This window comes from Rubrobacter marinus (assembly GCF_011492965.1).
GTDB lineage: Bacteria > Actinomycetota > Rubrobacteria > Rubrobacterales > Rubrobacteraceae > Rubrobacter_F > Rubrobacter_F marinus.
Map to the genome: position 1 here is coordinate 944460 of NZ_CP045121.1, position 25886 is coordinate 970345.

The following is a 25886-nucleotide window of genomic DNA, read 5'->3' on the forward strand; positions in this document are numbered from 1 at the left end:
TTCTCCCCTTCTTGGCTGATCCCTCTGATCCGCGGTCCTCCGCCGTGGCTGCCGGGAAGATTAATGTTTCACGGGCTCGTAACGCAAGCCTACCCTCGCCCTCCCCGGACCAGGGCGACCCTGAGGTCGTTGACGTTCGTCCCGGTCGGCCCCGTCACGACGAGCGCGTCCGCGGCCTTGAGGGCGTTGTAGGCGTCGTTCTCGGCGAGCGCCCCCCCGGGCTCGACGCCGCCCGCGCGGATCCCCTCCGCCGTCTCCCCGTCGACGAGGCCTCCCGCGGCGTCCGTCGGGCCGTCGTTGCCGTCGGTGTCCACGGCGAACGCCCCCCAGCCCTCCAGCCCGTCGAGGTACGTGGCGAGCGCGAGGGCGAACTCCTGGTTCGGCCCGCCCGTCCCGTCCCCGCGCACCACGACGGTGGCCTCTCCCCCCGAGACGATCGCGCACGGAGGACGGACCGGGTTGCCGCTCTCCAGGGCCTCGCGGACGATGGCGGCGTAGGTGAGGGCGACGTCGCGGGCGTCGCCGGTGAGGTAGGTGGAGAGCAGGAGCGGCTCGTAGCCCAGGTCGCGCGCCTTCTCCGCTGCCGCCGACGCCGAGAGCCGCCCGCCCCCGACGACGACGTTGAGGACCCCATCGAAGACGGCGTCGCCCGGCTTCGGGGTCTCCTCCGCCCGGTCGAGATGCGCGCTCACGCTCGGGGGCGGCTCGATGCCGTAGTCGTGGATCACGCGCCTCGCGTCCTCCCGCGTCGTCGGGTCCGGGGCGGTGAGGCCGCTGGCGATGGAGGACGGCTCGTCGCCGACGACGTCCGAGAGGAGGAGCCCCGCGACCGACCCGGGTGCGGCGCGGCGCACGAGCCCGCCGCCCTTCAGGGTCGAGACGTGCTTTCGGACGGCGTTGATCTCCCCGATCGCCGCCCCGCTCTTGAGCAGGGACTGCGTGAGGTTCTTCAGGTCCTCGATGCCGATCTCCTCCGCCACGTCGGCGAGGAGCGCCGACGCCCCGCCCGAGACGAGCGCGAGCAGGAGGTCCCCCTCCTGCAGCCCGTCGAGCAGGTTCTCCACCCGCCGCGCCGCCTCGACCCCCCGCTCGTCGGGCTCGGGGTGGGAGGCGACGAGGACCTCGAGGGTCCGCAGGTCGCCCTCGTCGGCGCCGTCGTCCTTGGCGACCACGAGCCCGCCCGCGAGGCCGTCCCCGAGGAGCTCCTCGGCCGCCTCGGCCATCGCGACGGCGGCCTTGCCGACGGAGAGGACGAAGACGCGCTCTGGCTCGAAGGTCTCGCCCCCGGCCTCCACGCGCCCCCCCTCCACCGAGAGGGCGCGCCTCACGGCCTCCCGCGGGTCCGCGGCCTCCAGACCGGCCTCCATAATCTCCCTGAGATCTCCATCCATCGAAGCCACAGCGTTCCCCTCGCCTCGGATACCTTGCGGACGGCCCGCGTCCGGGCTCGCGCACCCAGGGTACCCCGCCGCGGATCCTGCCGCCCCGGTTTTCGCCGCGCGGACGCTGCGTATATGCTGGTGCGATGAGGAAGACAGGGGGTCGCAAGGTGGGAGGAGAGCGATGAGGTTCAGCGTCAACGTCTCCATCCTGTTCAAGGAGGTTTCGTTTCTGGAGCGTTTCGCCCGGGTCGCCGAGGCCGGGTTCGGGGCCGTCGAGTTCTGGTGGCCGGGCGGGGAGGTGGGCGAGCTCGACGAGGTAGTCGACGCGGTAAAGGCCGCGGGCGTCTCCGTCGCGCTCATGAACTTCCCCGCTGGGGACATGGCGGCGGGGGACAGGGGGCTCGCGGGCGACCCGGAGCGCGCCGCGGAGTTCCGCGAGGGGGTGCCGGTCGCGCTGGAGCTCGCGCGCTCCGTCGGGTGCCCGAGGATGAACATCCTCCTCGGGCACGAGGCGCCGGGGACCGAGAGGGAGGAGCAGCTCGCGCTCGCCCGGGAGAGCGTCGGCTTCGCGGCGGACGAGGCCAGGGCGTCGGGGATCGAGACCGTCGTCGAGGCCGTCAACACCTTCGAGAACGGGCCGTACCTGCTGCGCACGACCGCGCAGGCCGTCGAGTTCGTCCGGAGCGTCGGGCGGGGCAACCTGAAGATCCAGCACGACCTCTACCACATGCAGAGGATGGAGGGGAACCTCGTCGCGAACCTGCGCGAGCACATAGGCGAGATCGGGCACGTCCAGATCGCCGACCCCCCCGGCCGCGGCCAGCCCGGCACCGGCGAGATCAACTACCCATACGTCCTCGGCGTCCTCGAAGAGCTCGGCTACTCCGGCTACGTCGGCCTCGAGTACAACCCCGTCGGTACCACCGAGGAGAGCTTCGCCTGGCTCCCCGAAGCGGGCCGCGACGGGGAGATCGCCGTGTCGGACCTGAAGCTGTAAGGAGGCGCAACGTGGCGGAGAAGATCGGTTTTATAGGGCTCGGGATCATGGGCGCGCCGATGGCGAAGAACCTCATGGCGGCGGGCCACGAGCTCGTCCTGCACAACCGCACGAGGGAGAAGGCCGAGGAGTTGGCGGGCGAAGGGGCCACCGCGGCCGGTAGCCCGAGAGAGGTCGCCGAGGGCTCGGACGTCGTCATCACCATGCTCCCGGACTCGCCGGACGTCGAGGAGGTCGTCGCGGGGGAGGGCGGGGTGCTGGAGGGGATCGGGGAAGGCTCCCTCGTCGTCGACATGAGCACCATCTCGCCGGTCGTGGCGCGCGAGCTCGCGCAGCGGGCTCGCGAGAAGGGCGCCTCGATGCTCGATGCTCCGGTCTCCGGCGGGGACGTGGGGGCGCGGGACGGGACCCTCTCGATCATGGTCGGAGGCTCGGAGGAGGACTTCGAGCGCGCCCGTCCGCTCTTCGAGGTCATGGGCAAGACGGTCACGCGCGTGGGCGGCGCCGGGGCCGGGCAGGTCGTGAAGGCGTGCAACCAGATCGTGGTGGGCCTGACCATCGAGGCGGTCTCGGAGGCGCTGGTGCTCGGCTCCAAGGCCGGGGTGGAGCCTTCCAAGATCCTCGACGTCCTCTCGGGCGGGCTCGCGGGGAACAAGGTCATGGAGGTCAAAAGGGACAAGTTTCTTGAACATGCGTTCGATCCGGGCTTTCGGGTAGAATTGCACCGCAAAGATCTCGGGATAGCGCTCGCGGCGGGCAGGGAATACGGGGTGGCGCTGCCGGTTACCGCTATCGTGGATCAGATGTTGGAGGCATTGAGGGCGAAGGGGAGAGGGGACCGGGATCATTCAGCGATTCTCACCCTCATCGAGGACCTCGCCGAGCACAGGATAGGGTAGCCGGGGGCCTTTGGGCCCGGAGCAGCAGGGAAGGGACGTGGGTATGGCTAGCAGTCGGCTTGTGGACCGCATGACCGAGATTCTGGGGCCGGAGGGGGTGATCTCCGAGCGCGAGCAGCTCCGCGCCTACGAGTGCGACGGCTTGATGAACTACCGGGTAATCCCCGAGATCGTCGTCCTCCCCGAGACCGCGGAACACGTCCAGAGGATCGTCCGGTACTGCCACGACGAGGGCATCCCGTTCGTCGCGCGCGGCTCGGGCACCGGGCTCTCCGGCGGCGCCTTGCCGGTCGAGTCGGGCGTCCTGATCGTGCTCTCCAGGATGCGGCGCATCCTCGAGGTCGACATCCCCAACCAGCGGGTCGTCGTCGAGCCGGGGGTCATCAACATCTGGGTCTCGCAGGCCGTCGCCGACGAGGGCTACTACTACGCGCCGGACCCGGCGAGCCAGATCGTCTCCTCCATCGGCGGCAACCTCGCCGAGAACTCCGGCGGCGTCCACTGCCTGAAGTACGGCTTCACCACGAACCACGTCATGGGCGCCGAGGTCGTGCTCCCCGACGGCACGATGGTCAACATCGGCGGCGGCAAGGCCCCCGACGCCCCCGGCTACGAGCTTCTGGGCGCCTTCGTCGGCTCGGAGGGGACGCTCGGGATCGCCACGAAGATAACCCTGCGCGTCGTGCGCAAGCCCGCCTCCGTCAAGACGCTGCTCGCGGCGTTCAAGGACACGGAGGAGGCCGGGGACGCCGTCTCCGGGATCATAGGGTCCGGCATCGTGCCGGCCGCGATCGAGATGATGGACTCCCTGTGCATCGAGGCGGTCGAGACCGCCGTGCATCCTGGCTTCCCGCAGGCCGGGGCCGTCCTCATCGTCGAGCTCGACGGGCCCGAGGCGGAGGTCTCGAGCCAGTTCGACCAGACCATCGAGATCTGCGAGAAGGCGAACGCCTCGGAGATCCGGATCGCCCAGGACGACGAGGAGCGGGCGCTGTTCTGGAAGGGGCGCAAGGCCGCCTTCGCCGCGATGGGCCGCATCGCCAACGACTACTACGTCCAGGACGCGGTCGTCCCGCGCACGGAGCTCGGCGCCACCCTCAAGCGCATCAGCGAGCTCGGCTCGGAGTACGGGATGCGCGTCGCGAACGTCTTCCACGCCGGCGACGGGAACCTGCACCCGCTGGTGCTCTACGACAACGACGTCCCCGGCGAGGCCGAGAAGGCCGAGGACCTGGCGGGCGAGATCGTGATGACCTGCCTGGAGCACGGCGGCTCCCTGACCGGCGAGCACGGCATCGGGCGGGACAAGATGAAGTACATGCCGAAGATGTTCACGACGGAGGACATGGACACCATGCAGCTTCTCCGGTGCGCCTTCGACCCGCACCACATCTGCAACCCCGGCAAGGTCTTCCCGACCCCGCGCCTCTGCGGCGAGAAGCCCGGACCGTTCCACATGCACCCGGTCCAGAAGGCCGGCCTCGCAGAGAACTTCTAGGGAGGCCGCTGATATGGATACGCGCACGAACAACGTCTCCCTGGGGGACCTGCAAGGCATCGTCGGCGAGGCGAACGCCCGCGAGGCGAACGGCTCGGACGAGATAGACGGCGTCCGGCCCTCCTTCGTCGCCGAGCCCGGCTCCGTCGAGGAGCTGAGCGCGCTGATGAGGTTCGCGAACGACGAGGGGCTCGCCGTCGCGCCCAGGGGGGGCGGCACCAGCTCGTCCCTGGGCAACCCGCCGCGCGAGCTCGATCTCATCGTCAGCACGGCGAGGATGAACGAGGTGATCGAGCACGTCCCCGGGGATCAGGTGGTGAGGGTCCAGACCGGCATCAGGTTCCAGGACCTCCAGGAGAGGCTCGCCGGCTCCGACCAGATGCTCGGCGTCGACCCGCCGGAGCGCGCGGCGGGGGCGACGGTCGGCGGGATCGTGGCCGCCAACTCCTCGGGGCCCAGGCGCCACCGCTACGGGACGATAAGGGACCTCATCATCGGGGTCACCGTCGTCCTCCCCGACGGGACGGTCGCCAAGGCCGGCGGCAAGGTCGTCAAGAACGTCGCGGGCTACGACCTCGGCAAGCTCTTCACCGGCTCCTTAGGCACCCTGGGCGTGATCGCCACCGCCAACTTCCGGCTGCACCCCCGCCCCGAGGCGGCGCGCACCGTCGCCGTCGAGCTCGGGGATTCCGCCGCGGCGGGACAGGCCGCCCAGGCCATCATGCACTCGCAGCTCGTCCCGAGCGCCGTCGAGCTCCACTGGGGCGAGGGGCATGGGCTCCTCACCGTCCTCCTCGAAGGGATAACGCCCGCCGCCGAGGCCCAGGCCGAGGAGGCCGAGTTTCTCCTCAAGGGCTTCGGCGAGACGCGGACGCTCTCGGACGAGGAGGTCGACGACCTCGGGCCCTACGCCCCGCCGGGCTCGCCCGGCAGCGGCGAAGAGGTCGCGCTGAAGATAGCCTTCCCGCCCGCCGAGCTCACGGGCGTGCTCGACTCCACCCTGGGCGCCTGCTCGCGGAGGGGCCTGGACGCGCCCCGGATCACGGGGCAGGCCGGGATCGGCGTCCTCTACGTCGGGCTCTCCGGCGGGGACGAGGACGCACGTGTCTCCGTCACGGAGGAGCTCAGGGAGATCTGGGTCAGGAGGGGCGGGAGCGTCGTCGTGCGCGGGGCCCCGCTGTCGTTCAAGAGGCGGGTCGAGACCTGGGGCCGATGGGCACCCGGCTCGAGCTCACCCGCCGCGTAAGGGAGAAGTTCGATCCCCGGGGCATCATGAACCCGGGTAGGTTCGTGGGAGGCCTCTAGTGGACAACCGTAACGACTCGCTCGACCCGCGCCAGGACGGGAACCCGTACGACGCGACCGACGCCACCGAGAGGCGAGGCGTCTCCTCATCGACGAGCCAGGACCAGGCGGCGGCGAACGCCGTAGGCGCCGGGAGCACGGAAGACCTCCCCGACGACACCTTCGCCTCGCGCGGCGCCGTCAAGCAGACGGTGGGCATCGGGCGCAAGACCGAGTCGGGCAGCGTGATCTTCCCGGCCTTCGACGACCACCACCCGCCGGAGAAGGACCTCATAGACGACTGCGTCCACTGCGGCTTCTGCCTGCCGACGTGTCCGACGTACGTCCTCTTCGGCGAGGAGATGGACAGCCCGCGCGGGCGCATCTACCTCATGAACAAGGGCCTCAACGAGGAGCCCCTCAACGACCAGATGGTCCGCCACTTCGACCTCTGCCTCGGCTGCATGGCCTGCGTGACGGCCTGTCCTTCCGGGGTCCAGTACGACAAGCTTATCGAGGCGACGCGCGGGCAGGTCGAGCGCCGCTACGAGCGGACGGCGCAGGACAAGGCGTTCCGCGAGATGATCTTCCAGCTCTTCCCCTACCCGAACCGCCTGCGCGTGGCCGCCGCCCCCCTGAAGCTCTACCAGCGCTTCGGCGTCGGCGACAAGCTGAAGAAGGCCGGCCTGATGAAGGTCCTCCCGAAGCGCATGCGCGCGATGGAGGCCCTCATGCCGATGCTCACGAAGCAGCAGGAGGTCCCCGAGTTCAGCCCCGCGGTCGGCGAGAAGCGCATGACGGTCGGCTTTATCAAGGGCTGCGTCCAGCGCGTCTTCTTCTCCGAGGTCAACGCCGCCACCGTGCGGGTGCTGAACGCCGAGGGCTGCGACGTCGTGACGCCCAAAGCCCAGGGCTGCTGCGGCGCCCTGAGCGTCCACGCGGGCCGCGAGGAGGAGTTTCAGGCCTTCGCGCGCAAGCTTATCGACGAGTTCGAAGATTCGGGCGTCGACCGGATCATCATCAACGCCGCGGGCTGCGGCTCCACCCTCAAGGAGTACGGCTACCTCCTGCGCGACGACCGCGCCTACGCCGAGAAGGCCCGGAACTTCTCCGCCAAGGTCCGCGACGTCTCGGAGTTTCTGCAGGAGCTCGGGCCGGTCGCCGAGCGCCAGCCGATGCCGGTCGCGGCGGCGTACCACGACGCCTGCCACCTCGCGCACTCGCAGGGGATCAGGAAGCAGCCGAGGCAGACGCTCAAGCAGATCCCGGGGATGGAGGTCCGGGAGATCAAGGAGGCCGAGCTCTGCTGCGGCTCCGCCGGCATCTACAACATGGTCGAGCCCGAGCCCGCAACAGAGCTCGGCGACCGCAAGGCGACGAACGTCCTGAACACCGGGGCGCGCATGGTCGTCACCTCCAACCCGGGCTGCATGCTCCAGATCCAGGCGAGCCTCAAGCGCATGGGCACCTCCATGCCGATGGCCCACCCCATGGAGGTCCTCGACGCCTCGATACGCGGCGAGTCCGTCGAGACCCTGCTGCTGAACAGGTAGGGACGGTGAGGGTCTCCCGCTCCGTTCTGGCGGTCCCCGCATCTAGCACGAAGATGGTAGAGAAAGGTCTGTCCTCCGGGGCGGACCTTCTCTTTCTCGACCTCGAGGACGCCGTCGCCCCGGGCCAGAAGGCCGAGGCCCGCGGGAACGTGATCCGCGCGGTCTCCGAGCTGGACTGGCGGGGCAGGCCGTCGATGTACCGCATGAACGCGCTCGACACCCCGTACTTCTACCGCGACGTGATCGAGGTGGCGGAGGAGGCGGGGGAGAGCCTGGACCTGATCCTCGTCCCCAAGGTCGAGCGCCCGGAGGACCTCGCCACCCTCGACACGCTGCTGCGCGGCGTCGAGGCGGCCCGCGGGCTCGCGCCCGGCGGGATAAAGCTCGAAGCCCAGATAGAGACGGCCCTCGGCCTCGTGAACATCGACGCGATAGCGCGGGCGACGGACCGCCTGGAGGCGCTCCACTTCGGCCCCGGGGACTACGCCGCGAGCGTCCGCATGCCCCAGACCAGCATCGGGACGGCGGACGAGTGGGACGACCTCTACCCCGGCCACCGCTTCCACTACGTGATGCACCGGATCGTCGTCGCCGCCCGCGCCGCGGGGCTGCGCGCCGTCGACGGCCCCGTCGCCGACTTCCGCGACGAGGAGGGCCTGCGCAAGAGTTGTCTGCTCGCCCGTTCCATCGGCTTCGACGGCAAGTGGTGCATCCATCCGGGGCAGATCGGGGCCGTCAACGAGCTCTTCTCGCCGACGGAGGAGGAGGTCGAGTGGGCGGAGAAGGTCGTCGCCGCCTACGAGGAGGCCGAGGCCGCGGGCTCCGGCTCCATAAGCGTGGACGGCAAGATGGTCGACGCCGCCTCCATCAGGATGGCCCGGAACACCCTGGATCTTGCGGGCTCCTCGGAGGCGCCGCCCAAAGGTTAGATGTGCGAAGAGGCCCGCGGGCAGGGGCTGCGCGGTATGGGAGAGCGTGTAATACTCTTTGCAAGATGGGGGGTCTTATCCACAAGCACCTACTCGCTCTCTTGCTTGTAGCCTGCGCGGCCTTACTCGTGACGGGTTGCGCCTCCCCCGACGCCACCACGGCCCCCGAGGGCGACGAGACGGCCGGCACCGAGGAGCCAGCGGCCCCCGCGGCCGAGGAGGAACCTCCGGCCCCGGCGGGAGGCGAGACCGGGGCCGAGCCGCCCGAAGCCACGGCAGAGGTACACGAGGCCAGCCGGAGGGCTCCCGTGGAGAACGTCTACGCGGGCGCGATGGGCTCCGAGGTCAGGGAGGACCTGAGGGGCATCCCCGAGAGGGTCTACGTGCCGAACGTCGTGGACGGCACCGTGAGCGTCATAGACCCCAAGACCTTCGAGATCGTGGACAGCTACGCGGTGGGGGAGCTCCCCTACCACGTCACCCCCTCCTGGGACATGACGGAACTCTACGTCAACAACGAGGCCTCCGGCACGTTCACGGTCATAGACCCGAAGACCGGGCGGCCCAAGGAGACCATCGAGGCCCCCTTCCCGTACAACTTCTACTACACCCCCGACGGCGAGACGGCGGTCGTCGTCGCCGAGCGCATCCAGACGCTCGAGTTCCGCGACGCCGACACCTGGGAGATCCTCGGCAGCGTGTACGTCCCGTGGCCCGGCGTGGACCACATCGACTTCGCGGCCGACGGGAGCTACCTCCTGGCGAGCAGCGAGTGGAGCGGGGTCGTCTCCAAGGTCGACGTGGAAGGGATGAAGCTCGTGGACCACGCCGAGGTCGGGGGGCTTCCCATAGACATCAAGCTCTCCCCCGACGGCTCGGTCTTCTACGTCGCCAACCAGGGGACGATGGGCCTCTCCGTGATCGACCCCGAGACGATGGAGGAGGTCGAGTTCATCCCGACGGGGCAGGGGGCGCACGGGTTGCAGATCAGCCGGGACACGAAATCCCTCTACGTGAGCAACCGCCTCGACGGGACGATCACGGTCCTCGACCTCGCGACGCGCGAGATCGTCGACACCTGGACGACCGGCGGCACCCCGGACATGTTCCAACTCTCCCCGGACGGCCGCCAGCTCTGGGTCTCGGGGCGCTTCGACGGCGCGGTCTACGTCGTGGACACCGAGACCGGCGAGCTGCTGAGCACGATCTACACGGGCGCCGAGCCCCACGGCATCGCGTACTTCCCGAACCCCGGGCGCTTTAGCCTGGGGCACAACGGCGTCTACCGCTAGGCCCCGCGCTTGCGCTCCTCCGAGGACCGTTTACAAAGCCTCGTGGCCTCGCGCGCCGGCGTTACGGAGGGGCACGCCGGCATCTCCCCAAGGGCGATCCGGCTCCTGCGCTTCGGGAGCGTGGCCGGGGCGGGGGCCGTGTTCGGGGTGCTCTACTGGCTCTCGGAGGCTTTTCGCGGCGAGGTCAGGGAGGGCGCGGGCATCCTGGCGAGCGGGGACGTGGGGGCCCTCGGGGAGTACATCCTCTCGTACGGGGCCTGGGCGCCGGTCGCGTCGACGTTCTTGATGGTCCTGCAATCCCTCGCGGCCCCGTTGCCCTCGTTCGTCGTCACGTTCGCCAACGGGCTCGCTTTCGGGACGTTCTGGGGCTGGGCCCTGAGCCTCTTCGGGCACACTTTAGCGGCGGCGGTCTGCTTCTGGATCGCGCGCGCTCTGGGGAGGGTCCCGGTCGAGGTGATCGTCGGGAGGTCCGGCCTTGAGTCGGCGGACCGCTGGTTCGCGCGGTGGGGGCTGTACGCGGTCGTCGTCGCCCGCCTCGTCCCCGGCATCTCCTTCGACGTCATCTCCTACGCCGCCGGGATCACGCAGATGAGGTTCCGAAGATTCCTGGGTGCTACGGCCCTCGGCGTCTTCCCCCAGACCTTCGTCTACTCCTACTTGGGCCACCGCGCCCCCGAGCACGTCCGCCTCTTCCTGCTCTCCTCGGCCGTCATAATCGCGGGCGTCCTGGTCGCCGCCCTCATCCGGCGCAGGAGGCGCGGCAGGATCGCCCCGTAAGGCCGCGCGACGCCCGGCGCGTGGATCCCGCCGTTCGCCGTCTCCTCCCCCGGAATCGGTGCCTCCCGGGGTGGGGGCTTCGGGAAACCATGGCCCATGGCCTCGACAGATCGGTGATGGGGTATAGCTTTATGGTCGTAACTGTTCGAGAAGACGGGAGTCATCTTGACCAAGACCTGGTTTATCACCGGCGCATCGAAGGGCTTCGGACGTGAGTGGGCGGAGGCCGCCCTGGAACGAGGGGACAACGTCGCCGCGACGGCCCGCAGGCCCGAGACCCTGGACGCCCTCGTCGAGGAGTACGGCGACGCCGTCCTGCCGATTAGGCTCGACGTCACGGACCGCGGCGCGGGCTTCGAGGCCGTACGGAAGGCCGCCGAGCACTTCGGCGCGCTCGACGTCGTCGTAAACAACGCCGGCTACGGCCACTTCGGCATGATCGAGGAGCTGACGGAGGACGAGGCGCGCTCTCAGATGGAGACGAACCTCTTCGGCGCGTTGTGGGTCACGCAGGCGGCGCTGCCGATCATGCGCGCCCAGGGCTCGGGGCACATCATCCAGGTGTCGAGCATCGGCGGCATCAGCGCGTTCCCCACCGTCGGCGCCTACCACGCGTCGAAGTGGGCGCTGGAGGGCTTCTCGCAGTCGCTGGCGCAGGAGGTCGCGGGCTTCGGCATCCGCGTGACCCTCATCGAGCCGGGCGGCTTCTCGACGGACTGGTCCGGACCGTCGGCGACGCGCAGCGAGGAGAACCCGGCCTACGCCGAGGTCCGCGAGGCGGCGTCGAGGCGCCCGTCGGCCAAGGACCCGGGCGACCCGAAGGCGACCCGCGCCGCGATCCTCAAGGTGGTCGACGCCGAGGAGCCGCCCTTGCGGGTCTTCTTCGGCAAGGCGCCGCTCGGGATCGCGACGGAGGACTACGAGTCGCGCCTGGCGACGTGGAACGAGTGGCAGCCCGTCGCCCTCGAGGCACACGGCTCTTAGCCACCCCGAGCTCCGCGAGCGCCGCCCGGGTCACGGGGCGGCGCTCGTCGTTGTCGTGGGATCTTCGGGATCGGCGTGCCCGCGTTGATCGGTCCGTCCGCTGCCTTCCCATCCACCCGCAAGGCGCGAAGCCATGTCTCCGGATCGGTACCGCCTGTGCCGGCCCTGCACGCGACGGTGCATGTTGGGGTGGTCGAACGCTCTCCCCCCTCAACCGTGCCCGGGTGCTTGCGGGTCTCCCACACGAACGCCTTCGCTCACGCGAGGCGGAGGCCCGGACCTGACAAGCCGCCTCCCTGGCGTAGAATATGCCGGTCGAGGGACCTACTTTACAGAGATGCTTGGACGGTGAACGCATGGCCGACGTAACGGTTATAGGTGGCGGGCTCGCGGGGAGCGAGGCGGCGTGGCAGGCGGCGGAGGCCGGCTGCTCGGTCGAGCTCTGGGAGATGCGGCCGGTCAAGGAGACCCCGGCCCACCGCACGGAGTTCTTCGCCGAGCTCGTCTGCTCCAACTCGCTGGGGAACACGTCGCTGGAGACGGCCTCGGGGCTCCTCAAGGAGGAGCTCAGGCGCCTGGGGTCCGTGATCCTGCGCTGCGCCGAGGAGCACCGCGTCCCGGCCGGCGGCGCCCTCGGCGTCGCCCGCGAGGACTTCCCTCGCGCCGTCACCGAGAGGGTCCACGCCCACCCGAACATAACGGTCGTCCGAAGGGAGGCGACGAGCCTCCCCGACGGCCCCACCGTCGTCGCGACCGGCCCCCTGACCTCGGACGGGCTGGCGAGGGAGATCATGGCGCTCTCGGGCGAGACGCTCTTCTTCTACGACGCGGCCTCCCCGATCCTCTTCCGCGAGTCGCTGGATGGGGAGAAGGTCTTCCTCGCGTCCCGCTACGGCAAGGGTGAGGCGGCTTACCTGAACTGCCCGATGACGGCGGACGAGTACTACGCCTTTATCGAGGCGCTCACGACCGCCGAGCTCTCGCCGATAAAGGACTTCGAGGAGGACATGTACTTCGAGGGCTGCCTCCCCGTCGAGGTCATCGCGAGCCGCGGCCCCGAGACGCTTCGCTTCGGCCCGATGAAGCCGGTGGGGCTCCCGGACCCGAGGACCGGCAAGGAGGCCTACGCCGTGGTCCAGCTCCGCCAGGACGACGCCGAGGGCCGCCTCTTCAACATGGTCGGCTTCCAGACGCGCCTGAAGTGGGGCGAGCAGAAGCGGGTCTTCCGCATGATCCCGGGCCTCGAGAACGCCGACTTCGCGCGCATGGGCGTGATGCACCGCAACACGTACCTCCCCTCGAACAAGATGCTCGAGCCGACCATGCGCCTCAAGGGGAACGACCGGCTGTTCTTCGCCGGCCAGCTCACCGGCGTGGAGGGCTACACCGAGAGCACCGCGATGGGCCACATCGCCGGCACGAACGCCGCGAGGGTGGCGCGGGGCCTGGAGCCCGTAGAGCTCCCGCAGGGCACGATGATCGGGGCGCTCGCCCACTACATCACCGTCAAGGACGGCACCCTGCAGCCCATAAACTCCAACTGGGGCCTCGTCCCCACCGTCCCGAAGAAGGAGGCCGGCAAGCGCCTCACCAAGCCCGAGCGCCGCCGGCGCCAGGCCCGCATGGCGCTCGACGCGCTCGAGGAGTTCGCCGGGGAGCCCGCGGGGGCGACCGCCTAGAGAGAGCCGCCGGACGGCTTCGTCTGCCGCGCGGGAGCGCCCCCGGAGCACCGGGAACAACCAGGCCACCACGGGCCTCCCGTCGCGCGCCGGATCGCAACGGAGGCCCGTATTAGTAGTCTCCGGAACCTTCTGTTACATTTCCCGTGCCTCGTGGTACCGGGTGATAGCGCGGGCGAGCGGTTGGAGGTCGGGTGTGTTGGGGAGCGGAGGGCGGGTGCTTCGCACGGGTGCCTCAGGGATCGCGGAAGAGCGGGACCTCGGCCGAACGGGCTTTCTCCAAGGTTTCGGTAGGACATCGAGCCGGTCTTCGGGCCGATGTCTTTGTGTGGAAGACGGGGTTTATGCATCGCCCTAGTCGTATGACGCGCCGGCGCTTTCTGGCGAACGGGGGGAAGGCGGTTTTGGGGCGGGGCTCGCCGGGGGCCTGCTCGCCGGGTGCGGCGGCGGGGGCGCGGGGCGGCCGGGGGAGCTCTCGCTGTGGAGCAACCTGGAGGAGGACGGGCAGGCGTACTTCCCCGAGAACGTCGAGAGGCCCTTCGAGCGGGCCAACCCCGGCATAGACCTCGCGGTCACGTACCAGCCCCCCGAGGACCTCGACCGCCTCGTCAGGATAGCGCTCCAGGGCGGGCAGGGGCCGGATCTCATCCCCACCCCCGGCCCGGCGTACGCCCGCGACTACGTCGACGCCAACATGTTCGCCGCCCTCGACGAGTACGCCGAGCGGTACGGGTGGCGCGATAAAATGCTCGGCTGGGCCCTGGACCTCGGGCGCTTCGGGGAGAACCTCTACGTCGTGCCTAACCAGTTCCAGACCATGCTCCTCTTCTACAACAGGACCCTTATGGAGGAGAAGGGGTGGGAGCCGCCGACGGACCGCGAGGAGCTCGAGGGGCTGGCCGAGGAGGCGATGGGACAGGGCATCGTGCCGTTCGCCGCCGGCATCGGAGACGAGCCGCCCGCGGTCGAGTGGTTCCCCACCGTCTTCTGGAACCACTACTCCGGCCCCGAGGCCCTCTACGCGGTGCTCACCGGCGAGGCGTCGTTCACGGACCCGATCTTCGTCGAGGCGATCGACCTCTTCGCCCGCTACGTCGGGAACGGCTGGTTCGGCGGGAGCACGGAGCGGTTCTTCTCCAACGGCTTCGACGCCTTTCACGCCGAGTTCGGCGACGGCGGGGCCGCGATGAACATGGAGGGCTCCTGGCTCATGTCCAACATAGACCAGTTTTTCGGGGACGCCGCCGGGAACGGCAACGACTGGGACTGGGCCCCGCTGCCGCCGCTCCGGGAGGGCGTGCCGCCGGAGCTCTACGAGCTCGGCATCGGCTCGACCCTCTCCATAAACAGCGCCTCGGAGGACCCGGAGGCCGCCGCGAAGTTTATCGACTACCTCTTCTCGGACACGGCGCGCGCGACGCGGTGGATGGCCGACGTGCCGAGCGCGTTCAACGTGCCCATACCGCTCCAGGAGTCGGACTTCCCGCCGAGCATGGACGACCGCGTCGCGCGCCACCTCGCGGCGCTGAGCCAGGCGACCGAGGGCGGGAACTTCGGCTACACCGCCTGGACGTTCTGGCCCGCCAAGTCAGAGCTGTACCTCTACGAGGAGATCCAGAAGGTCCTCACCGCGGACATGACGCCCGCGGAGTACTGCGCCGGCCTCGACGAGGTCTTCCGGGAAGACATGGAGGAGGGAGAAGTGCCACCGATACTCGAGCCGAGGAACGCCTAGTGGATACCGCGCAGCCCCCGAGTCTGAGGGGCCCCGCCGAGGACGGCCGTCCGGCCAAGGGGAAGCTCCGTCCGGGGAGCAGCCTGGAGCGGAAGAAGCGCCTCATCGCCTGGGCGTTCATGCTGCCGCTGGTCGCCGTCAACGTGCTCGTCATCCTCGGCCCGGCGCTCGCCACGGTCTACTACTCGTTCACCGACTGGTCCGGGCTCGGGGCCGCCGAGTGGGTGGGCTTCGAGAACTACCGGGACATCCTCTCGGACGGGGACTTCTACGGGGCCCTGTGGCACAACGTCCTGTGGACGGTCTTCTTTCTGACCGTCCCGATCGCGATGGGCCTCCTCGGCGCCTTCCTGCTCTCGCGCATAACCCGCTTCCAGATGTTCTTCAGGGTCGCGTACTTCGTCCCCTACGTCGTCGCGAGCGTGGTCAACGCGGCGCTGTGGCAGAACATCCTCGACCCCGACCGGGGCGTCGGCTCGGCGCTGGCGGGCATAGGCATCCCGTGGCTGGACGGGGTCTCGTTCTTCGGCGACCAGAACCTCGCGCTGCCGACGGTCGCCTTCGTGGACAACTGGCACTGGTGGGGCTTCGTGGTGCTGCTCTTCCTGACCGCGATGCAGTCGGTCGACAAGGAGCTCTACGAGGCCGCGAAGATGGACGGCGCGGGCCGCTGGCAGCAGTTTCTAAACGTCACGCTCCCCGGCATACGGCCCACGCTCGTCTTCGTGGTCCTCATGACGATCATCTCCTCCCTGCTCGTCTTCGACTACATCTACATCATCACGCAGGGCGGCCCGGCCGGCGCCACCGAGGTGGTCGCCACCCTGATGTACAAGGAGGCCTTCGTCCGCTTCGAGGCCGGCTACGCCGCGGCTCTAGGCATCGGGATGAGCTTCATGGGCGGCCTCATAGTGCTGCTGTTCCTCTACCTCCGGAGGAAGGGGTGGGAGATTTGAGCGTCGCCGAACGGCGGGGCCGCGCCGGGCGCGAGCCCTCCAAGATCCCCTACTACGTCGTCCTCTCCGCCCTCGCCTTCTTCGCCCTGGCGCCCCTTTTGGTGCTGGTCTTCAACTCCTTGAAGTCGAACGCGGAGGTCGGGCGTAACCCCCTTGGCCCGCCGACCTCGCCCGTCTTCGAGAACTTCCCGACGGCCTGGGCGCAGGGGAACTTCGCCACGACCCTGGTGAACAGCACGATCCTCACTTTGGGCACCGTGGTCGGCGTCTGCGTCATCGCCGGGATGGCCGCCTACGCGATGGCCCGCCTCGACCTGCCCGGCACCGACGGGGTGCTCCTCTACCTCTTCGTCGCGAGCGCGCTCCCGTTCCAGCTCTTTCTGGTGCCGCTCTTCTTTCTGTGGAACACCCTGACGCTCACGAACACGCTCTTCGGGCTCGTCGTGATCTACTGGGCGATCTTCTCGCCCTTCGCCACGCTCCTCCTCCGCTCGTACCTCGTCGCCCTACCGAGAGGCTTCGAGGACGCCGCCCGGATCGACGGGGCGAGCGAGTGGCAGGTCTTCACGCGCGTGGTCCTGCCCCTGAGCTGGCCGGGGTTCCTGACGATCGCGCTCGTCAGCGCCCTCGGGGCGTGGAACGAGTTCTTTTTCGCGGTGACGTTCATCCAGGACGACGCCCTCAAACCGGTTTCGACCAGCTTCCTCGCCTTCCAGAGCCAGTTCAGCCAGGACTGGGGCCTCACGAGCGCCGCGAGCATCCTGATCATGCTCCCCGTCGTAGTCCTGTTCCTGCTCCTCCAGCGCCGCTTCATCGACGGCCTCACCGCCGGGGGGCTGAAGGGGTAGAACGGCGCCTCCCCCGAGGCCCCGCCGGAGCCGAACCTTCCCCTACGACCCGTATATAGATATAATTGCTACATGAGCGGCGGCGTGCGAGGTTGGGGCGACGCTGCCGGCCCTTGCGGGGCGCGTGTCGGGCAACCGAGTGAGGAGGTAAGCCGTGTCGGCATACATGACGCAGTTCGCCTACACCGCCGAGGCGTGGAAGGCGCTCGTGAAGAAGCCGGAGGACAGGGCGGCCGTCTTCGCCGAGCATGCGGAGAAGCTGGGCGGGCGCGTACTCTCCTTCTACTACTGCATGGGCGAGTACGACGGGGTCGTCATCTTCGAGGCCCCGAACGAGGCGACGGCCGCGTCCATCCTGTTCACGGCCATCTCGCCGGGCCATCTCAGGGCGACGAAGACCACGGCGTTGATGAGCGTCGAGGAGACGATGGAGGCGATGCGCAGGGCCAAGGCGGAGGCGTACCCCGGTCCGACGCTCTGGTCGCCGACGCCGAGCTAGGGGGCTACAGCTTCGCCGGGGCCTCGTTCTGCAGCGCGCCCTCGAGGATCGTCTCCACCAGGGCGTCGAACCGTAGCCCCGCGGCCTCGGCGGCCAGAGGGAGGGTCGAGGTCTCGGTGAAGCCGGGGATGGTCTTCACGTCGAGGACCCAGGGGTGTCGCCCTCCAGGATCGTGTCGACGCGGGCGAAGCCCGAGCAGCCCATCGCGGCGTAGGTCTCCAGCGCCGTCTCCCGCAGGACGCTGGCGTCGTCCGCCTCGACCTCGGCCGGGATCGCGAAGTCCGTCGCCCCCGGGGTGTACTTGGCCTCGAAGTTGTACGCGCCGCCGCGCGGCCGTATCTCGACGAGGTTCAGCACCTGGGGCTCCTCGCCGGTCGGCTCGACGATCGGGATCGCGACCTCCGTCCCCGACACCCAGCGCTCCAGGATGATCTTGGCGTCGTAGCCGAAGGCCTCGTAGACGGCGTCGACGAGCCCGGACCTCTCCTCGACGCGCGTGAGCCCGAGCCCCGAGCCCTCCCGGGCGGGCTTGACGGCGAGCGGGTAGCCGAGGTACTCGGCCGCGACGTCGAGGGCCGCGGCGGCGCCCATCTCGTGCATCGCGCGCCGGAGGAAGGTCCGGAACGGCGGGGTCGGGATGCCCTTTGCCAGGAGCACGCGCTTGGCGTAGTCCTTATCCATGCAGCGGACGGAGGAGAGGGGGCCGCTCCCGGTGTACGGTATCCCGAGGGTCTCCAGGAGCGCCTGCACCGTCCCGTCCTCGCCGCCCTTGCCGTGCAGGCAGACGAACGCGGCGTCCGGGCGGAGCTCCATGAGCCGCTCCGTCGTCGCCTCCTCGACGTCTAGGGGGTAGGTCTCGTGCCCGAGGCGCTCGAGGGCGTGGGCGACGCGCCTGCCCGTGACGAGGGAGACGTCCCGCTCCATGGAGTGCCCGCCCCTGAGGACCGCTACGCGCGCCACCGTGCCCCTCCCCGTCCTAGCGGCGGTCGGTGCCGACGGCGGAGGAGGAGCGCCTCTCGCCGAGACGGTCGCCCGTGCGCGAGCCCCGCTCGAGGTCGCCGCGCAGCTCCATCCGCTCGCGCACCACCTCGGCCAGGAGCTCGATGCCCCGCCGGATCTTGTCGGGCTCGACGAACGAGAAGTTGAGGCGCATGCAGTTCTTGCCCGTCCCGTTGGCGTAGAAGCCCTCGCCGGGGACGTAGGCGACGTTCTTGGCGACGGCCCTCGGGAGCATGGCCGTCGCGTCGATGTACGAGGGGAGCGTCGCCCACACGAAGAGCCCGCCCTCCGGGTGCGTCCAGTGGACCTCGTTCGGCATGAACTCGGCCAGGGAGTCGAGCATCGCGTCGCGGCGCTCCTTGTACAAGAGCGTCAGGCGCTTCACGTAAGCGCGCCAGTCCGCGTGCTTGAAGTACGAGTGGATAAGCATCTGCGAGAGGTTCGACGAGCAGAGGTCCGCCCCCTGCTTGCCGATGTTGATCTTGTGCAGGATTCCGGGCTGGGCGTGGACCCAGCCGAGGCGCACGCCCGGGGCGAAGATCTTGGAGAACGTGCCGAGGTAGATCACGCGGTCCGTCTCGCCGCTCCGCTGCTCGAGCGACGCTATCGTCGGCGCGGGCTCCCCCTCGAAGCGGAGCATCCCGTAGGGGTTGTCCTCCAGGATCACGAGGTCGTACTCGCGCGCTATCTCCAGAAGCTCGAGCCGTCGCTCCGCCGCGAGCGTGACGCCCGCGGGGTTCTGGAAGTTCGGGACGGTGTAGATGAACTTGACGTGGATGCCCTGCTTGCGCGCCTTCTTGAGGGCCTCGCGGGCCGCCGAGGGGATCATGCCCGCCCGGTCCATCGGGACGTGCAGGATGCGCGGCCGGTACGCCGCGAACGCGTTCAGGGCGCCCACGTAGCTCGGGCCCTCGCACAGGACCGCGTCGCCCTCGTCCAGAAAGACCTTGCCGACGAGGTCGAGGCCCTGCTGCGCCCCCGTGGTGAGGAAGATGTCCTCGGCGTAGGCCCGCGTGCCCTCGGCCTCCATCACGTCAACGATGACGTCCTTGATGCCCTCCAACCCCGACGTCGGGCCGTACTGGAGCGCCTGGGCGGAGTCGGCGGCGACGTTCGCGCTGATCTCGCGGAACGCCTCCTCGCCGAAGACCCTCGTGTCGGGGAAGCCGCCGGCGAGCGAGATGATGCCCGGCCTCGAGAGCGTCGCCATCAGGTCGCGGGTCGCCGAGCTCTTCATGCCCTTGACCCGGTTGGCGTACAGGAAGTCGAAGCGGTCGAGATCTACGAGCGGCACTTATGCGTCCTTTTGTTCGTTTTCGAGGTCATCTTTCGGAGCCCACCGGGGCGACGAGCTCCACGTTTCTCCACCCGAGGTCCTCCGAGAGGACCCGCCAGAGCTCGGGCGCGAGCTCGAAGCGGCTGGAGGAGCAGGAGCGGCCCCGCACGGAGAGCACCTTTACGCCCTCGTCCCCGCCGCCCCCGGAGAACGCCCCCTCCTCGGCGACGGCCCCAACGAGGTACGCCCCCTCCACAAAGGTCTCGCCCGAGAGGCAGGCCTCCAGCCGCGCGACTTGCTCCCGCCTCACCACCGGCGCGAAGACGTACCCCGTCGTGAGGGCGAAGGGACCCGAAGGGCGCAGCACGAGGTCGAAGCGCTCCGGGGAGGCGCCGCAGGGCACGTCCTCCACGACCGTGGCGAACCCGTTCTGCCCGGCGTGCTCCGCGAGCCCGGCTTTCAGGCTCTCGAGCTCAGCGAGCTCGTCTTCCGTGGGCTCCAGCGGCAGGGAGAGTTTGCCGAGGGCCTCCCACACCCCCTGCCCGAAGACGAGGGCGAGCTCGCCGGAGTTGGCGACGAGGCGCACCCCGTCACCCGCCGTCTCGAGCTTATGGAGGCTCTCCACCCTCACCTCGCGCATGGGCGCGACTGTAACACAGCGGGCGTATGTATTGTAGATTTCGAGCGATGAGAGCCGTCTTCGTCACCTCCAACGAGAACAAGCTGCGGGAGGCCCGCGAGATCCTCGGTATAGATCTACGCAGCGCCGCCCTCGACCTCGCCGAGCCGCAGGCCGTGAGCGTCGCCGAGGTCGCCTTGGAGAAATCCCGCGCCGCCCGCGCCGCCCTCGAGGACCCGCCGCACCCCATCCTCGTCGAGGACTCGGGCCTCGTCTTCGAGGCGTGGAACGGCCTCCCCGGCGCCCTGACGAAGTGGTTTCTCCGATCCGTCGGCAACGAGGGCCTCCTCAAGATGCTCGCCGCTTACGAGGACCGCTCCGCCCGCGCGGTCTGCGCGCTCGCCGTGAGCCTCCCGGACGGCGGGGGGGAGGTCTTCGTGGGCGAGGTGCCGGGCCTGGTCGCCCCCTCCCCGAGGGGCGGGAGCGGTTTCGGGTGGGACCCTATCTTCGTCCCCGAGACCCCCGGTGGGGAGACCTACGCCGAGCTCGGAGCCCGCAAGAACGATGACTCCCACCGGGCACGGGCCTTCCGCGCCGCCCGCGCCGCCCTGATGCGGGGCTAGCAGGAGTCCCGGCGGCCCCTGCGTAGAGACGAGGCGAGGGGTACTCCGAGGCGGCCGGTACGAGCCGGACGATGCGCCACAAACCGCGTTCCCAAGCTGAGTTTGCGAGAAGGCGCCGTTTGGTATTCTGTGGGCTGTACAAAGCTTCGTTCAAAGGGAAGGGGGCCACAGTGCCAGCGGAGAGCGAAAACACGGCGGACGGTGCGGTAGAGACCCAGGAGCAGCAGCAGGGTGGGGGCGGCTCGGTCGCGACCGACGGAGACCGGCTCGTCGAGCTCTACAAGAAGATGGTCCTGATCCGGACCTTCGAGGAGGCCACGCAGCGCGGCTTCAGGCAGGGCAAGATCGGCGGTTACCTGCACGTATACATCGGGCAGGAGGCCGTCGCGACGGGCTTCCTCGACGCCTACAAGGAGGGCGATCGGGTCATCACCGCCTACCGGGACCACCCGCACGTCCTGCTGTTGGGCAGCGACCCCAAGGCGGTCATGGCCGAGCTCTACGGTAAGGGGACGGGGATCGTCAAGGGCAAGGGCGGCTCCATGCACCTCTTCGACGTCGAGAAGGGCTTCATGGGCGGCTACGGCATCGTCGGCGGGCACATACCGTTGGGGGTCGGCTTCGCCTACGCGCAGCGCTACGAGGAGACCGACCACATCACCCAGCTCTACCTCGGCGACGGCTCCATAAGCAACGGGGCCTTTCACGAGGCGGTCAACCTCTCGGGGCTGTGGGGCAAGGACGGGATGAACCCCTGCCTGTTTATCGTCGAGAACAACCAGTACGGGATGGGGACGAGCGTCGAGCGGACCACCGCCATGACCGACCTCGCCGCCAAGTTCGACGCCTACGGCGTCGAGAACGAGAAGGTCGACGGCATGGACATCGAGGCCGTCCTCGAGGTCGCCCACAGGGCCGCAGATCGGGTCCGCGAGACCGGCAAGCCCTACGCCGTCGAGGCGCTCACCTACCGGACCGCGCCGCACGGGGCGGCGGACTTCTTCGAGAAGTACCGGACGAAGGACGAGATCAAGCAGTGGCGCGAGCGCGACCCCATCGGCCAGCTCGAGCAGAAGCTCATCGAGCGCGAAGTCGTCGACGAGGACGGCATCGAGGAGATCAAGAACGAGATGAAGGAGACCATCCAGGAGGTCGTCCGGTTCGCCGACGAGTCGGACGAGCCGCCCCTCGAGGAGCTCTACACCGACGTCTACACCGGCGGCGGCGTCTACACCGGAGAGGAAGGGTAGCCCATGCCCGAGATGACCTACCGCGAGGCCCTCAGGGCCGGGATGGCCGAGGAGATGGAGCGCGACGAGAAGGTTCTCCTCATGGGCGAGGACATCGGCGTCTACGGCGGCACCCACCTCATCACCGACGGCTTCCTCGACCGCTTCGGCAAGAAGCGCGTCATAGACACCCCGATCGCCGAGGGCGGCTTCACCGGAGCGGCCATCGGGATGGCGATGCTCGGCCTCAAGCCCGTCGTCGAGATGATGACCTGGAACTTCTCGTTTCTTGCCGCCGACCAGATCATCCAGAACGCCGCCAAGGTCCGCTACTTCTCCGGCGGACAGGTCGAGGTGCCGCTGGTCATCCGCGGCCCCAACGGCGGCGGCGTCCAGCTCTCCGCCCAGCACACGCACTCCCTGGAGAACATGTACGGCCACTTCCCCGGCCTCAAGGTCGTCAGCCCGGTGACGCCGAACGACGCCAAGGGGATGATGCTCACCGCCATCCGCGACCCCAACCCGGTGATCTTCCTGGAGGCGGGCGCCCTGTACGGGACGAAGGGCGAGGTCCCCGACGGGGACAACGCCGTGGAGTTCGGTAAGGCCAGGGTCGCGCGCGAGGGGACGGACGTCACGCTCATCTCCTACGGCCGCCAGGTGAACCTGTGCGTGCGGGTCGCCGAGAAGCTGGAGGAAGAGGACGGCGTCTCGGCCGAGGTCATAGACCTGCGTTCCCTGCGCCCGTTCGACTCCGAGACGATCGTCGAGAGCGTGAAGAAGACGCACCGGGCGGTCGCGGTACAAGAGCAGTGGCGCTGGTTCGGGGTGGCGAGCGAGGTGGCTTCGATCATCCAGGAGCAGGCCTTCGACTACCTCGACGCGCCGGTGATCAGGGTGAGCGGGGCGGAGGTTCCGGCGCCGTACGCCCGAAACCTGGAGCTCGCGGCCTTCCCGAGCGAGGAGGCGGTCGCCCAGGCCGCGCGGCAGGTCTTGTACCAGGAGGTGAGCGCGTAATGCCCGAAGTCATCATGCCCAAGATGGGCGACGCGATGGAGGAGGGCACCCTCCTCAAGTGGCTCAAGAGCGAGGGCGACGAGGTCTCCGAGGGCGACCCGATCGCGGAGATCGAGACCGATAAGGTCACGCTGGAGATCGAGGCCGAGGACTCGGGCACCCTGGCGCAGCTGATGGTGAGCGAGGGCGATGACGTCCCCGTCGGCCAGGCGATCGCGTTTATCGCCGGCGAGGGCGAGGAGGTCCCCGAGAAGGGCGGCGGGGGCCAGCAGGAGGAGGCCCAGGCCGAGGGGGCGACGACACCGGCGGCGGGCAGGCCACCGCCACGGAGGAGCAGGGCGATCCGCGCCAGCCCCAGACCGGCGGCGGTGAGACCCAGGCGGCCGGGGACGCGTCGGAGACCGGCTCCCCGACGGGGCAGGAGCGGGCGGCAACGGCCACTTCCGCGCCTCCCCGATCGTGCGGCGCCTCGCCCGCGAGAACGACCTCGACCTCTCGCGCATAGAAGGCTCCGGGCCCGCCGGACGCATCGTCGAGCGGGACGTCAGGGCCGCCATGGAGAGCGGCACCGCGCAGGCGAGGGCCGACGGGCAGCAGGCCGACGGCGCGGCCCAGGCCTCCGTCGAGGCGCCGGAGCAGCCGACCTCGCAGCAGGCCCAGATGCAGGGCTTCCAGCCGGCGCGCATCCCCGAGCCCACCGAGGCGCCGGGGACGACGCTCGTCGAGCCCACGAGGATGATGCGCGTCATCGGCGAGCGGATGACGGAGGCCAAGCAGCACGTCCCGCACTTCTACGCCACCGTGGAGGTACGTATGGACGCCGCGATGGCGCTGAGAAAGCAGCTCAACGCGCAGCTCGAAGGCGAGGGCCTCAAGCTCTCCGTCAACGACTTCGTGATGAAGGCGTGCGCGGTGGCGCTGAGGAACTACCCGAACCTCAACGCCCTGTACACCACGCGCGGCATCGAGCTGCACGAGAAGGTCGACATGGCGATGGCGGTCGCCCTGGACCAGGGCCTCATCACCCCCGTGATCCGCGACATCGCCTCCAAGGGGCTCGCGACCATCAGCCGCGAGTCGAAGGACCTCGCGGCCCGGGCGAGAGAGGGCGGGCTCAAGCCCGAGGAGTACCAGGGCGGGACCTTTACCGTCTCCAACATGGGCATGTTCGGGATAGAGAGCTTCACCGCGATCATCAACCCGCCGCAGGCGGCGATCGTGGCGGTCTCCAGCATCGAGCGGCGCCCCGTCTACGACGAGAACGGCGAGATCGTCCCCGGCAACATGATGAAGCTCACCCTCTCGGCCGACCACCGCATCGCCAACGGCCGCGACGGCGCCCTCTACATGTCCGAGGTCAAGCGCACCCTGGAGAACCCGGTATTGTTGATGGTCTAGGGGCTGGCCCATCCCTAGCTACTCAAGAGGCGTCTCCGGGTCATCCCGGGGGCGCCTCTTTTGTGTGGCCGGGGTTGTGTCCTTAGAGGTGTACCCCTGCCTCCGACTATAATGCGGACGATAGGGAACAGGCGACTGGAGCTTTACGGGTGAACGGAGGCAAGCTTTCGGCGGAAGAGCTCTCGGAGCTCCTAAATAAGCTCGGTCGTGGCCTGAAGGACCTTTACGGCGAGCGCTACCGGGGGCTAGTGCTCTACGGCTCCTACGCCCGCGGGGAGGCCGACGAAGGCAGCGACGTAGATGTGTTGCTCCTGCTCGATGGCGAAGTCGATACAGTACGGGAACTCGTGCGTGCTGAGGAGGTAAAGTGGCCTCTCTCACTGGAAGCGGGGTACACTGTCTCGCTTCTACCAGTTAGCCTTACCTACTACCGCAACTCCGGGGAACCTTTCGTGCGAAACGTCCGTCGCGAGGGTGTAGCGGTAGCTTGAGCCAGGTACGGGCCCTTCTGCACAAGGCCGAGCGCTCCTTCTCTGCAGCCGTATTGTTGCTCGAAGCAGGAAGCCCAGATTTTGCCGCATCTCGCGCTTACTACGGCTGCTTTTACGTCGCTGAGGCGCTGCTGCTGTCAGAGGGGTTACGCTTCTCCCGGCACGGACAGGTAATCTCGCAGTACGGGCGACTCTTCGCCAAAGAGGAGAGGTTGGACCGCCGCTTCCACCGCTTACTGGACTATGCCTTCTCTATCCGTCAAGCTGCAGATTACACCGTGGAACTTGCCATAGACGCTGGAGAAACGCGCAAGGTGATCGAGGAGGGGAAAACCTTCCTCGCCGCTGCACAAGAGTATCTAGATCGGCACAGCGTTTAGGACACCGATTCTTAGCATCTGACCGCCGAACCCCCGAGGAAGAACGGGAGGAGCACCCGGCCCGGACCGGGCACGCCCCCCCTAGCGCGTTACGAACGCTTACTGCTGCTGTGGGACGATGACGTCCTTGACGGTGATGTTCACCTCGGTCACGCGCAGGCCGGTCATGTTCTCGACGCGCTGGACGATCACGTCGCGCATGGTCCCGGTGACCTCGGGGATGGACCTGCCGTAGGGGACGGTGACCGTTGCGTCGACGGCCGCCTCCCTCTCCCCGACCTCGACGGAGATGCCCCGGGTGCCCCTGCTGCTGCCCGTCACCCTGCTGAAGAACTCGCCCACGGTGGGGGAGTTGTCGCCCGGGATGCTCGCGCCGCGGCCGGCGATCTCCGGTTCCGCCCCGGAGACCTCGGCCACCGCCTCCGACACTATGCTGGACACCACGGCGCTCTTGATGGTCGTCTTCCCGCGGCCGGTCACCAGCGGGCTCCCGCCGTCCTGGGCGCTCCGGGCGCGTTCGGCAGTCTCTGCCAAGGTTGTGC

The 25886-nt window shown here is 69.0% G+C and carries 26 protein-coding genes and 1 pseudogene; 21 read left to right on the top strand and 6 right to left on the bottom strand.

Annotated features, from left to right (window positions below; genetic code table 11):
• Positions 1-89: 89 nt before the first annotated feature.
• Complete coding sequence (locus tag GBA65_RS04730) at positions 90-1391, bottom strand: glycerate kinase type-2 family protein (protein WP_166398340.1); 1302 nt, start codon at positions 1389-1391, stop codon at positions 90-92.
• Between the two features lie 172 nt (positions 1392-1563).
• Here GBA65_RS04730 and GBA65_RS04735 point away from each other — a divergent pair, with 172 nt between their 5' ends.
• From GBA65_RS04735 to GBA65_RS04800, 14 genes are all read left to right on the top strand, one after another.
• Complete coding sequence (locus GBA65_RS04735; RefSeq protein WP_166395602.1) at positions 1564-2379, top strand: hydroxypyruvate isomerase family protein; 816 nt, start codon at positions 1564-1566, stop codon at positions 2377-2379.
• A gap of 11 nt (positions 2380-2390) precedes the next feature.
• Positions 2391-3278 carry a 2-hydroxy-3-oxopropionate reductase gene (locus GBA65_RS04740; protein WP_166395603.1) on the top strand — a complete coding sequence of 296 codons (888 nt, stop codon included), beginning with the start codon at positions 2391-2393 and terminating at the stop codon, positions 3276-3278.
• A 43-nt stretch (positions 3279-3321) separates the two neighbouring features.
• Positions 3322-4776: an FAD-linked oxidase C-terminal domain-containing protein gene (locus GBA65_RS04745; RefSeq protein ID WP_166395604.1), complete on the top strand. Its 1455-nt coding sequence runs from the start codon at positions 3322-3324 to the stop codon at positions 4774-4776.
• A gap of 13 nt (positions 4777-4789) precedes the next feature.
• Complete coding sequence (locus GBA65_RS04750) at positions 4790-6022, top strand: FAD-binding oxidoreductase (protein WP_166395605.1); 1233 nt, start codon at positions 4790-4792, stop codon at positions 6020-6022.
• A gap of 283 nt (positions 6023-6305) precedes the next feature.
• On the top strand, positions 6306-7613 hold the full coding sequence (locus tag GBA65_RS04755; RefSeq protein ID WP_166398341.1) for a (Fe-S)-binding protein: 1308 nt from the start codon (positions 6306-6308) through the stop codon (positions 7611-7613).
• 53 nt (positions 7614-7666) lie between these two features.
• The gene (locus tag GBA65_RS04760; protein WP_407691039.1) at positions 7667-8542 is read left to right on the top strand and encodes an HpcH/HpaI aldolase/citrate lyase family protein; all 876 of its coding nucleotides are present in this window, start codon (positions 7667-7669) and stop codon (positions 8540-8542) included.
• 128 nt (positions 8543-8670) lie between these two features.
• Positions 8671-9834, top strand: coding sequence for a YVTN family beta-propeller repeat protein (locus GBA65_RS04765; RefSeq protein ID WP_166395607.1), 1164 nt, complete (start codon positions 8671-8673; stop codon positions 9832-9834).
• 42 nt (positions 9835-9876) lie between these two features.
• Complete coding sequence (locus GBA65_RS04770) at positions 9877-10611, top strand: TVP38/TMEM64 family protein (protein WP_166395608.1); 735 nt, start codon at positions 9877-9879, stop codon at positions 10609-10611.
• A 162-nt stretch (positions 10612-10773) separates the two neighbouring features.
• Entirely contained in the window at positions 10774-11595 is an 822-nt protein-coding gene (locus GBA65_RS04775) for an SDR family oxidoreductase (protein ID WP_166398342.1), read from the top strand.
• Positions 11596-11951: 356 nt separating this feature from the next.
• Positions 11952-13274, top strand: coding sequence for a methylenetetrahydrofolate--tRNA-(uracil(54)-C(5))-methyltransferase (FADH(2)-oxidizing) TrmFO (trmFO, locus tag GBA65_RS04780; RefSeq protein WP_166395609.1), 1323 nt, complete (start codon positions 11952-11954; stop codon positions 13272-13274).
• A 490-nt stretch (positions 13275-13764) separates the two neighbouring features.
• Positions 13765-15009, top strand: a complete 1245-nt coding sequence (locus tag GBA65_RS04785; RefSeq protein ID WP_228281876.1) for an ABC transporter substrate-binding protein — start codon at positions 13765-13767, stop codon at positions 15007-15009.
• Positions 15009-15965 (top strand): carbohydrate ABC transporter permease, encoded by a 957-nt coding sequence (locus tag GBA65_RS04790; protein WP_207956152.1) that lies wholly within the window; start codon positions 15009-15011, stop codon positions 15963-15965. The genes GBA65_RS04785 and GBA65_RS04790 overlap by 1 nt, the downstream gene beginning before the upstream one ends.
• Positions 15953-16813 carry a carbohydrate ABC transporter permease gene (locus tag GBA65_RS04795; protein WP_207956153.1) on the top strand — a complete coding sequence of 287 codons (861 nt, stop codon included), beginning with the start codon at positions 15953-15955 and terminating at the stop codon, positions 16811-16813. The genes GBA65_RS04790 and GBA65_RS04795 overlap by 13 nt, the downstream gene beginning before the upstream one ends.
• A 154-nt stretch (positions 16814-16967) precedes the next feature.
• Positions 16968-17312, top strand: coding sequence for a GYD domain-containing protein (locus GBA65_RS04800; RefSeq protein WP_166395610.1), 345 nt, complete (start codon positions 16968-16970; stop codon positions 17310-17312).
• A 4-nt stretch (positions 17313-17316) separates the two neighbouring features.
• Here GBA65_RS04800 and GBA65_RS24990 read toward each other — a convergent pair whose 3' ends face one another.
• The 4 genes from GBA65_RS24990 to GBA65_RS04820 are packed head-to-tail and all read right to left on the bottom strand — an operon-like array spanning position 17317 to position 20212.
• Entirely contained in the window at positions 17317-17451 is a 135-nt protein-coding gene (locus GBA65_RS24990; protein WP_166395611.1) for a hypothetical protein, read from the bottom strand.
• Entirely contained in the window at positions 17448-18272 is an 825-nt protein-coding gene (locus tag GBA65_RS04810) for a D-alanine--D-alanine ligase family protein (RefSeq protein WP_166395612.1), read from the bottom strand. The genes GBA65_RS24990 and GBA65_RS04810 overlap by 4 nt, the downstream gene beginning before the upstream one ends.
• A gap of 16 nt (positions 18273-18288) precedes the next feature.
• Positions 18289-19605 (bottom strand): aminotransferase-like domain-containing protein, encoded by a 1317-nt coding sequence (locus GBA65_RS04815; protein ID WP_166395613.1) that lies wholly within the window; start codon positions 19603-19605, stop codon positions 18289-18291.
• A 28-nt stretch (positions 19606-19633) separates the two neighbouring features.
• On the bottom strand, positions 19634-20212 hold the full coding sequence (locus tag GBA65_RS04820; RefSeq protein ID WP_166395614.1) for a hypothetical protein: 579 nt from the start codon (positions 20210-20212) through the stop codon (positions 19634-19636).
• Positions 20213-20274: 62 nt separating this feature from the next.
• Between GBA65_RS04820 and GBA65_RS04825 the strand changes: the two genes are divergently transcribed.
• The 7 genes and pseudogenes from GBA65_RS04825 to GBA65_RS04855 all read left to right on the top strand — a co-directional run bounded on the left by GBA65_RS04825 (position 20275) and on the right by GBA65_RS04855 (position 25344).
• The gene (locus GBA65_RS04825) at positions 20275-20829 is read left to right on the top strand and encodes a non-canonical purine NTP pyrophosphatase (RefSeq protein ID WP_166395615.1); all 555 of its coding nucleotides are present in this window, start codon (positions 20275-20277) and stop codon (positions 20827-20829) included.
• 170 nt (positions 20830-20999) lie between these two features.
• Positions 21000-22079, top strand: a complete 1080-nt coding sequence (locus GBA65_RS04830; protein ID WP_166395616.1) for a thiamine pyrophosphate-dependent enzyme — start codon at positions 21000-21002, stop codon at positions 22077-22079.
• 3 nt (positions 22080-22082) lie between these two features.
• Positions 22083-23075 carry an alpha-ketoacid dehydrogenase subunit beta gene (locus tag GBA65_RS04835; RefSeq protein WP_166395617.1) on the top strand — a complete coding sequence of 331 codons (993 nt, stop codon included), beginning with the start codon at positions 22083-22085 and terminating at the stop codon, positions 23073-23075.
• Between the two features lie 35 nt (positions 23076-23110).
• Positions 23111-23236 (top strand): annotated as a pseudogene (locus tag GBA65_RS26110) (biotin/lipoyl-containing protein); the annotation flags it as partial.
• A 298-nt stretch (positions 23237-23534) separates the two neighbouring features.
• Positions 23535-24473 (top strand): dihydrolipoamide acetyltransferase family protein, encoded by a 939-nt coding sequence (locus tag GBA65_RS04845; protein WP_166395618.1) that lies wholly within the window; start codon positions 23535-23537, stop codon positions 24471-24473.
• Between the two features lie 149 nt (positions 24474-24622).
• Positions 24623-24964, top strand: coding sequence for a nucleotidyltransferase family protein (locus GBA65_RS04850; RefSeq protein WP_166395619.1), 342 nt, complete (start codon positions 24623-24625; stop codon positions 24962-24964).
• On the top strand, positions 24961-25344 hold the full coding sequence (locus tag GBA65_RS04855) for a HEPN domain-containing protein (protein ID WP_166395620.1): 384 nt from the start codon (positions 24961-24963) through the stop codon (positions 25342-25344). The genes GBA65_RS04850 and GBA65_RS04855 overlap by 4 nt, the downstream gene beginning before the upstream one ends.
• A gap of 99 nt (positions 25345-25443) precedes the next feature.
• On the opposite strand, the gene GBA65_RS04860 is transcribed toward GBA65_RS04855, so the two are convergent.
• On the bottom strand, positions 25444-25878 hold the full coding sequence (locus tag GBA65_RS04860; protein ID WP_207956154.1) for an Asp23/Gls24 family envelope stress response protein: 435 nt from the start codon (positions 25876-25878) through the stop codon (positions 25444-25446).
• Positions 25879-25886: the final 8 nt, after the last annotated feature.

What these genes read in the sequence shown, in the direction of transcription:
- GBA65_RS04750 (WP_166395605.1), top strand. Translation starts at nt 4,790, where the DNA reads ATGGATACGCGCACGAACAACGTCTCCCTGGGGGACCTGCAAGGCATC.
- GBA65_RS04835 (WP_166395617.1), top strand. Translation starts at nt 22,083, where the DNA reads ATGCCCGAGATGACCTACCGCGAGGCCCTCAGGGCCGGGATGGCCGAG.
- GBA65_RS04735 (WP_166395602.1), top strand. Translation starts at nt 1,564, where the DNA reads ATGAGGTTCAGCGTCAACGTCTCCATCCTGTTCAAGGAGGTTTCGTTT.
- GBA65_RS04825 (WP_166395615.1), top strand. Translation starts at nt 20,275, where the DNA reads ATGAGAGCCGTCTTCGTCACCTCCAACGAGAACAAGCTGCGGGAGGCC.
- GBA65_RS04745 (WP_166395604.1), top strand. Translation starts at nt 3,322, where the DNA reads ATGGCTAGCAGTCGGCTTGTGGACCGCATGACCGAGATTCTGGGGCCG.
- trmFO (WP_166395609.1), top strand. Translation starts at nt 11,952, where the DNA reads ATGGCCGACGTAACGGTTATAGGTGGCGGGCTCGCGGGGAGCGAGGCG.
- GBA65_RS04760 (WP_407691039.1), top strand. Translation starts at nt 7,667, where the DNA reads ATGGTAGAGAAAGGTCTGTCCTCCGGGGCGGACCTTCTCTTTCTCGAC.
- GBA65_RS04730 (WP_166398340.1), bottom strand. Translation starts at nt 1,391, where the DNA reads ATGGATGGAGATCTCAGGGAGATTATGGAGGCCGGTCTGGAGGCCGCG.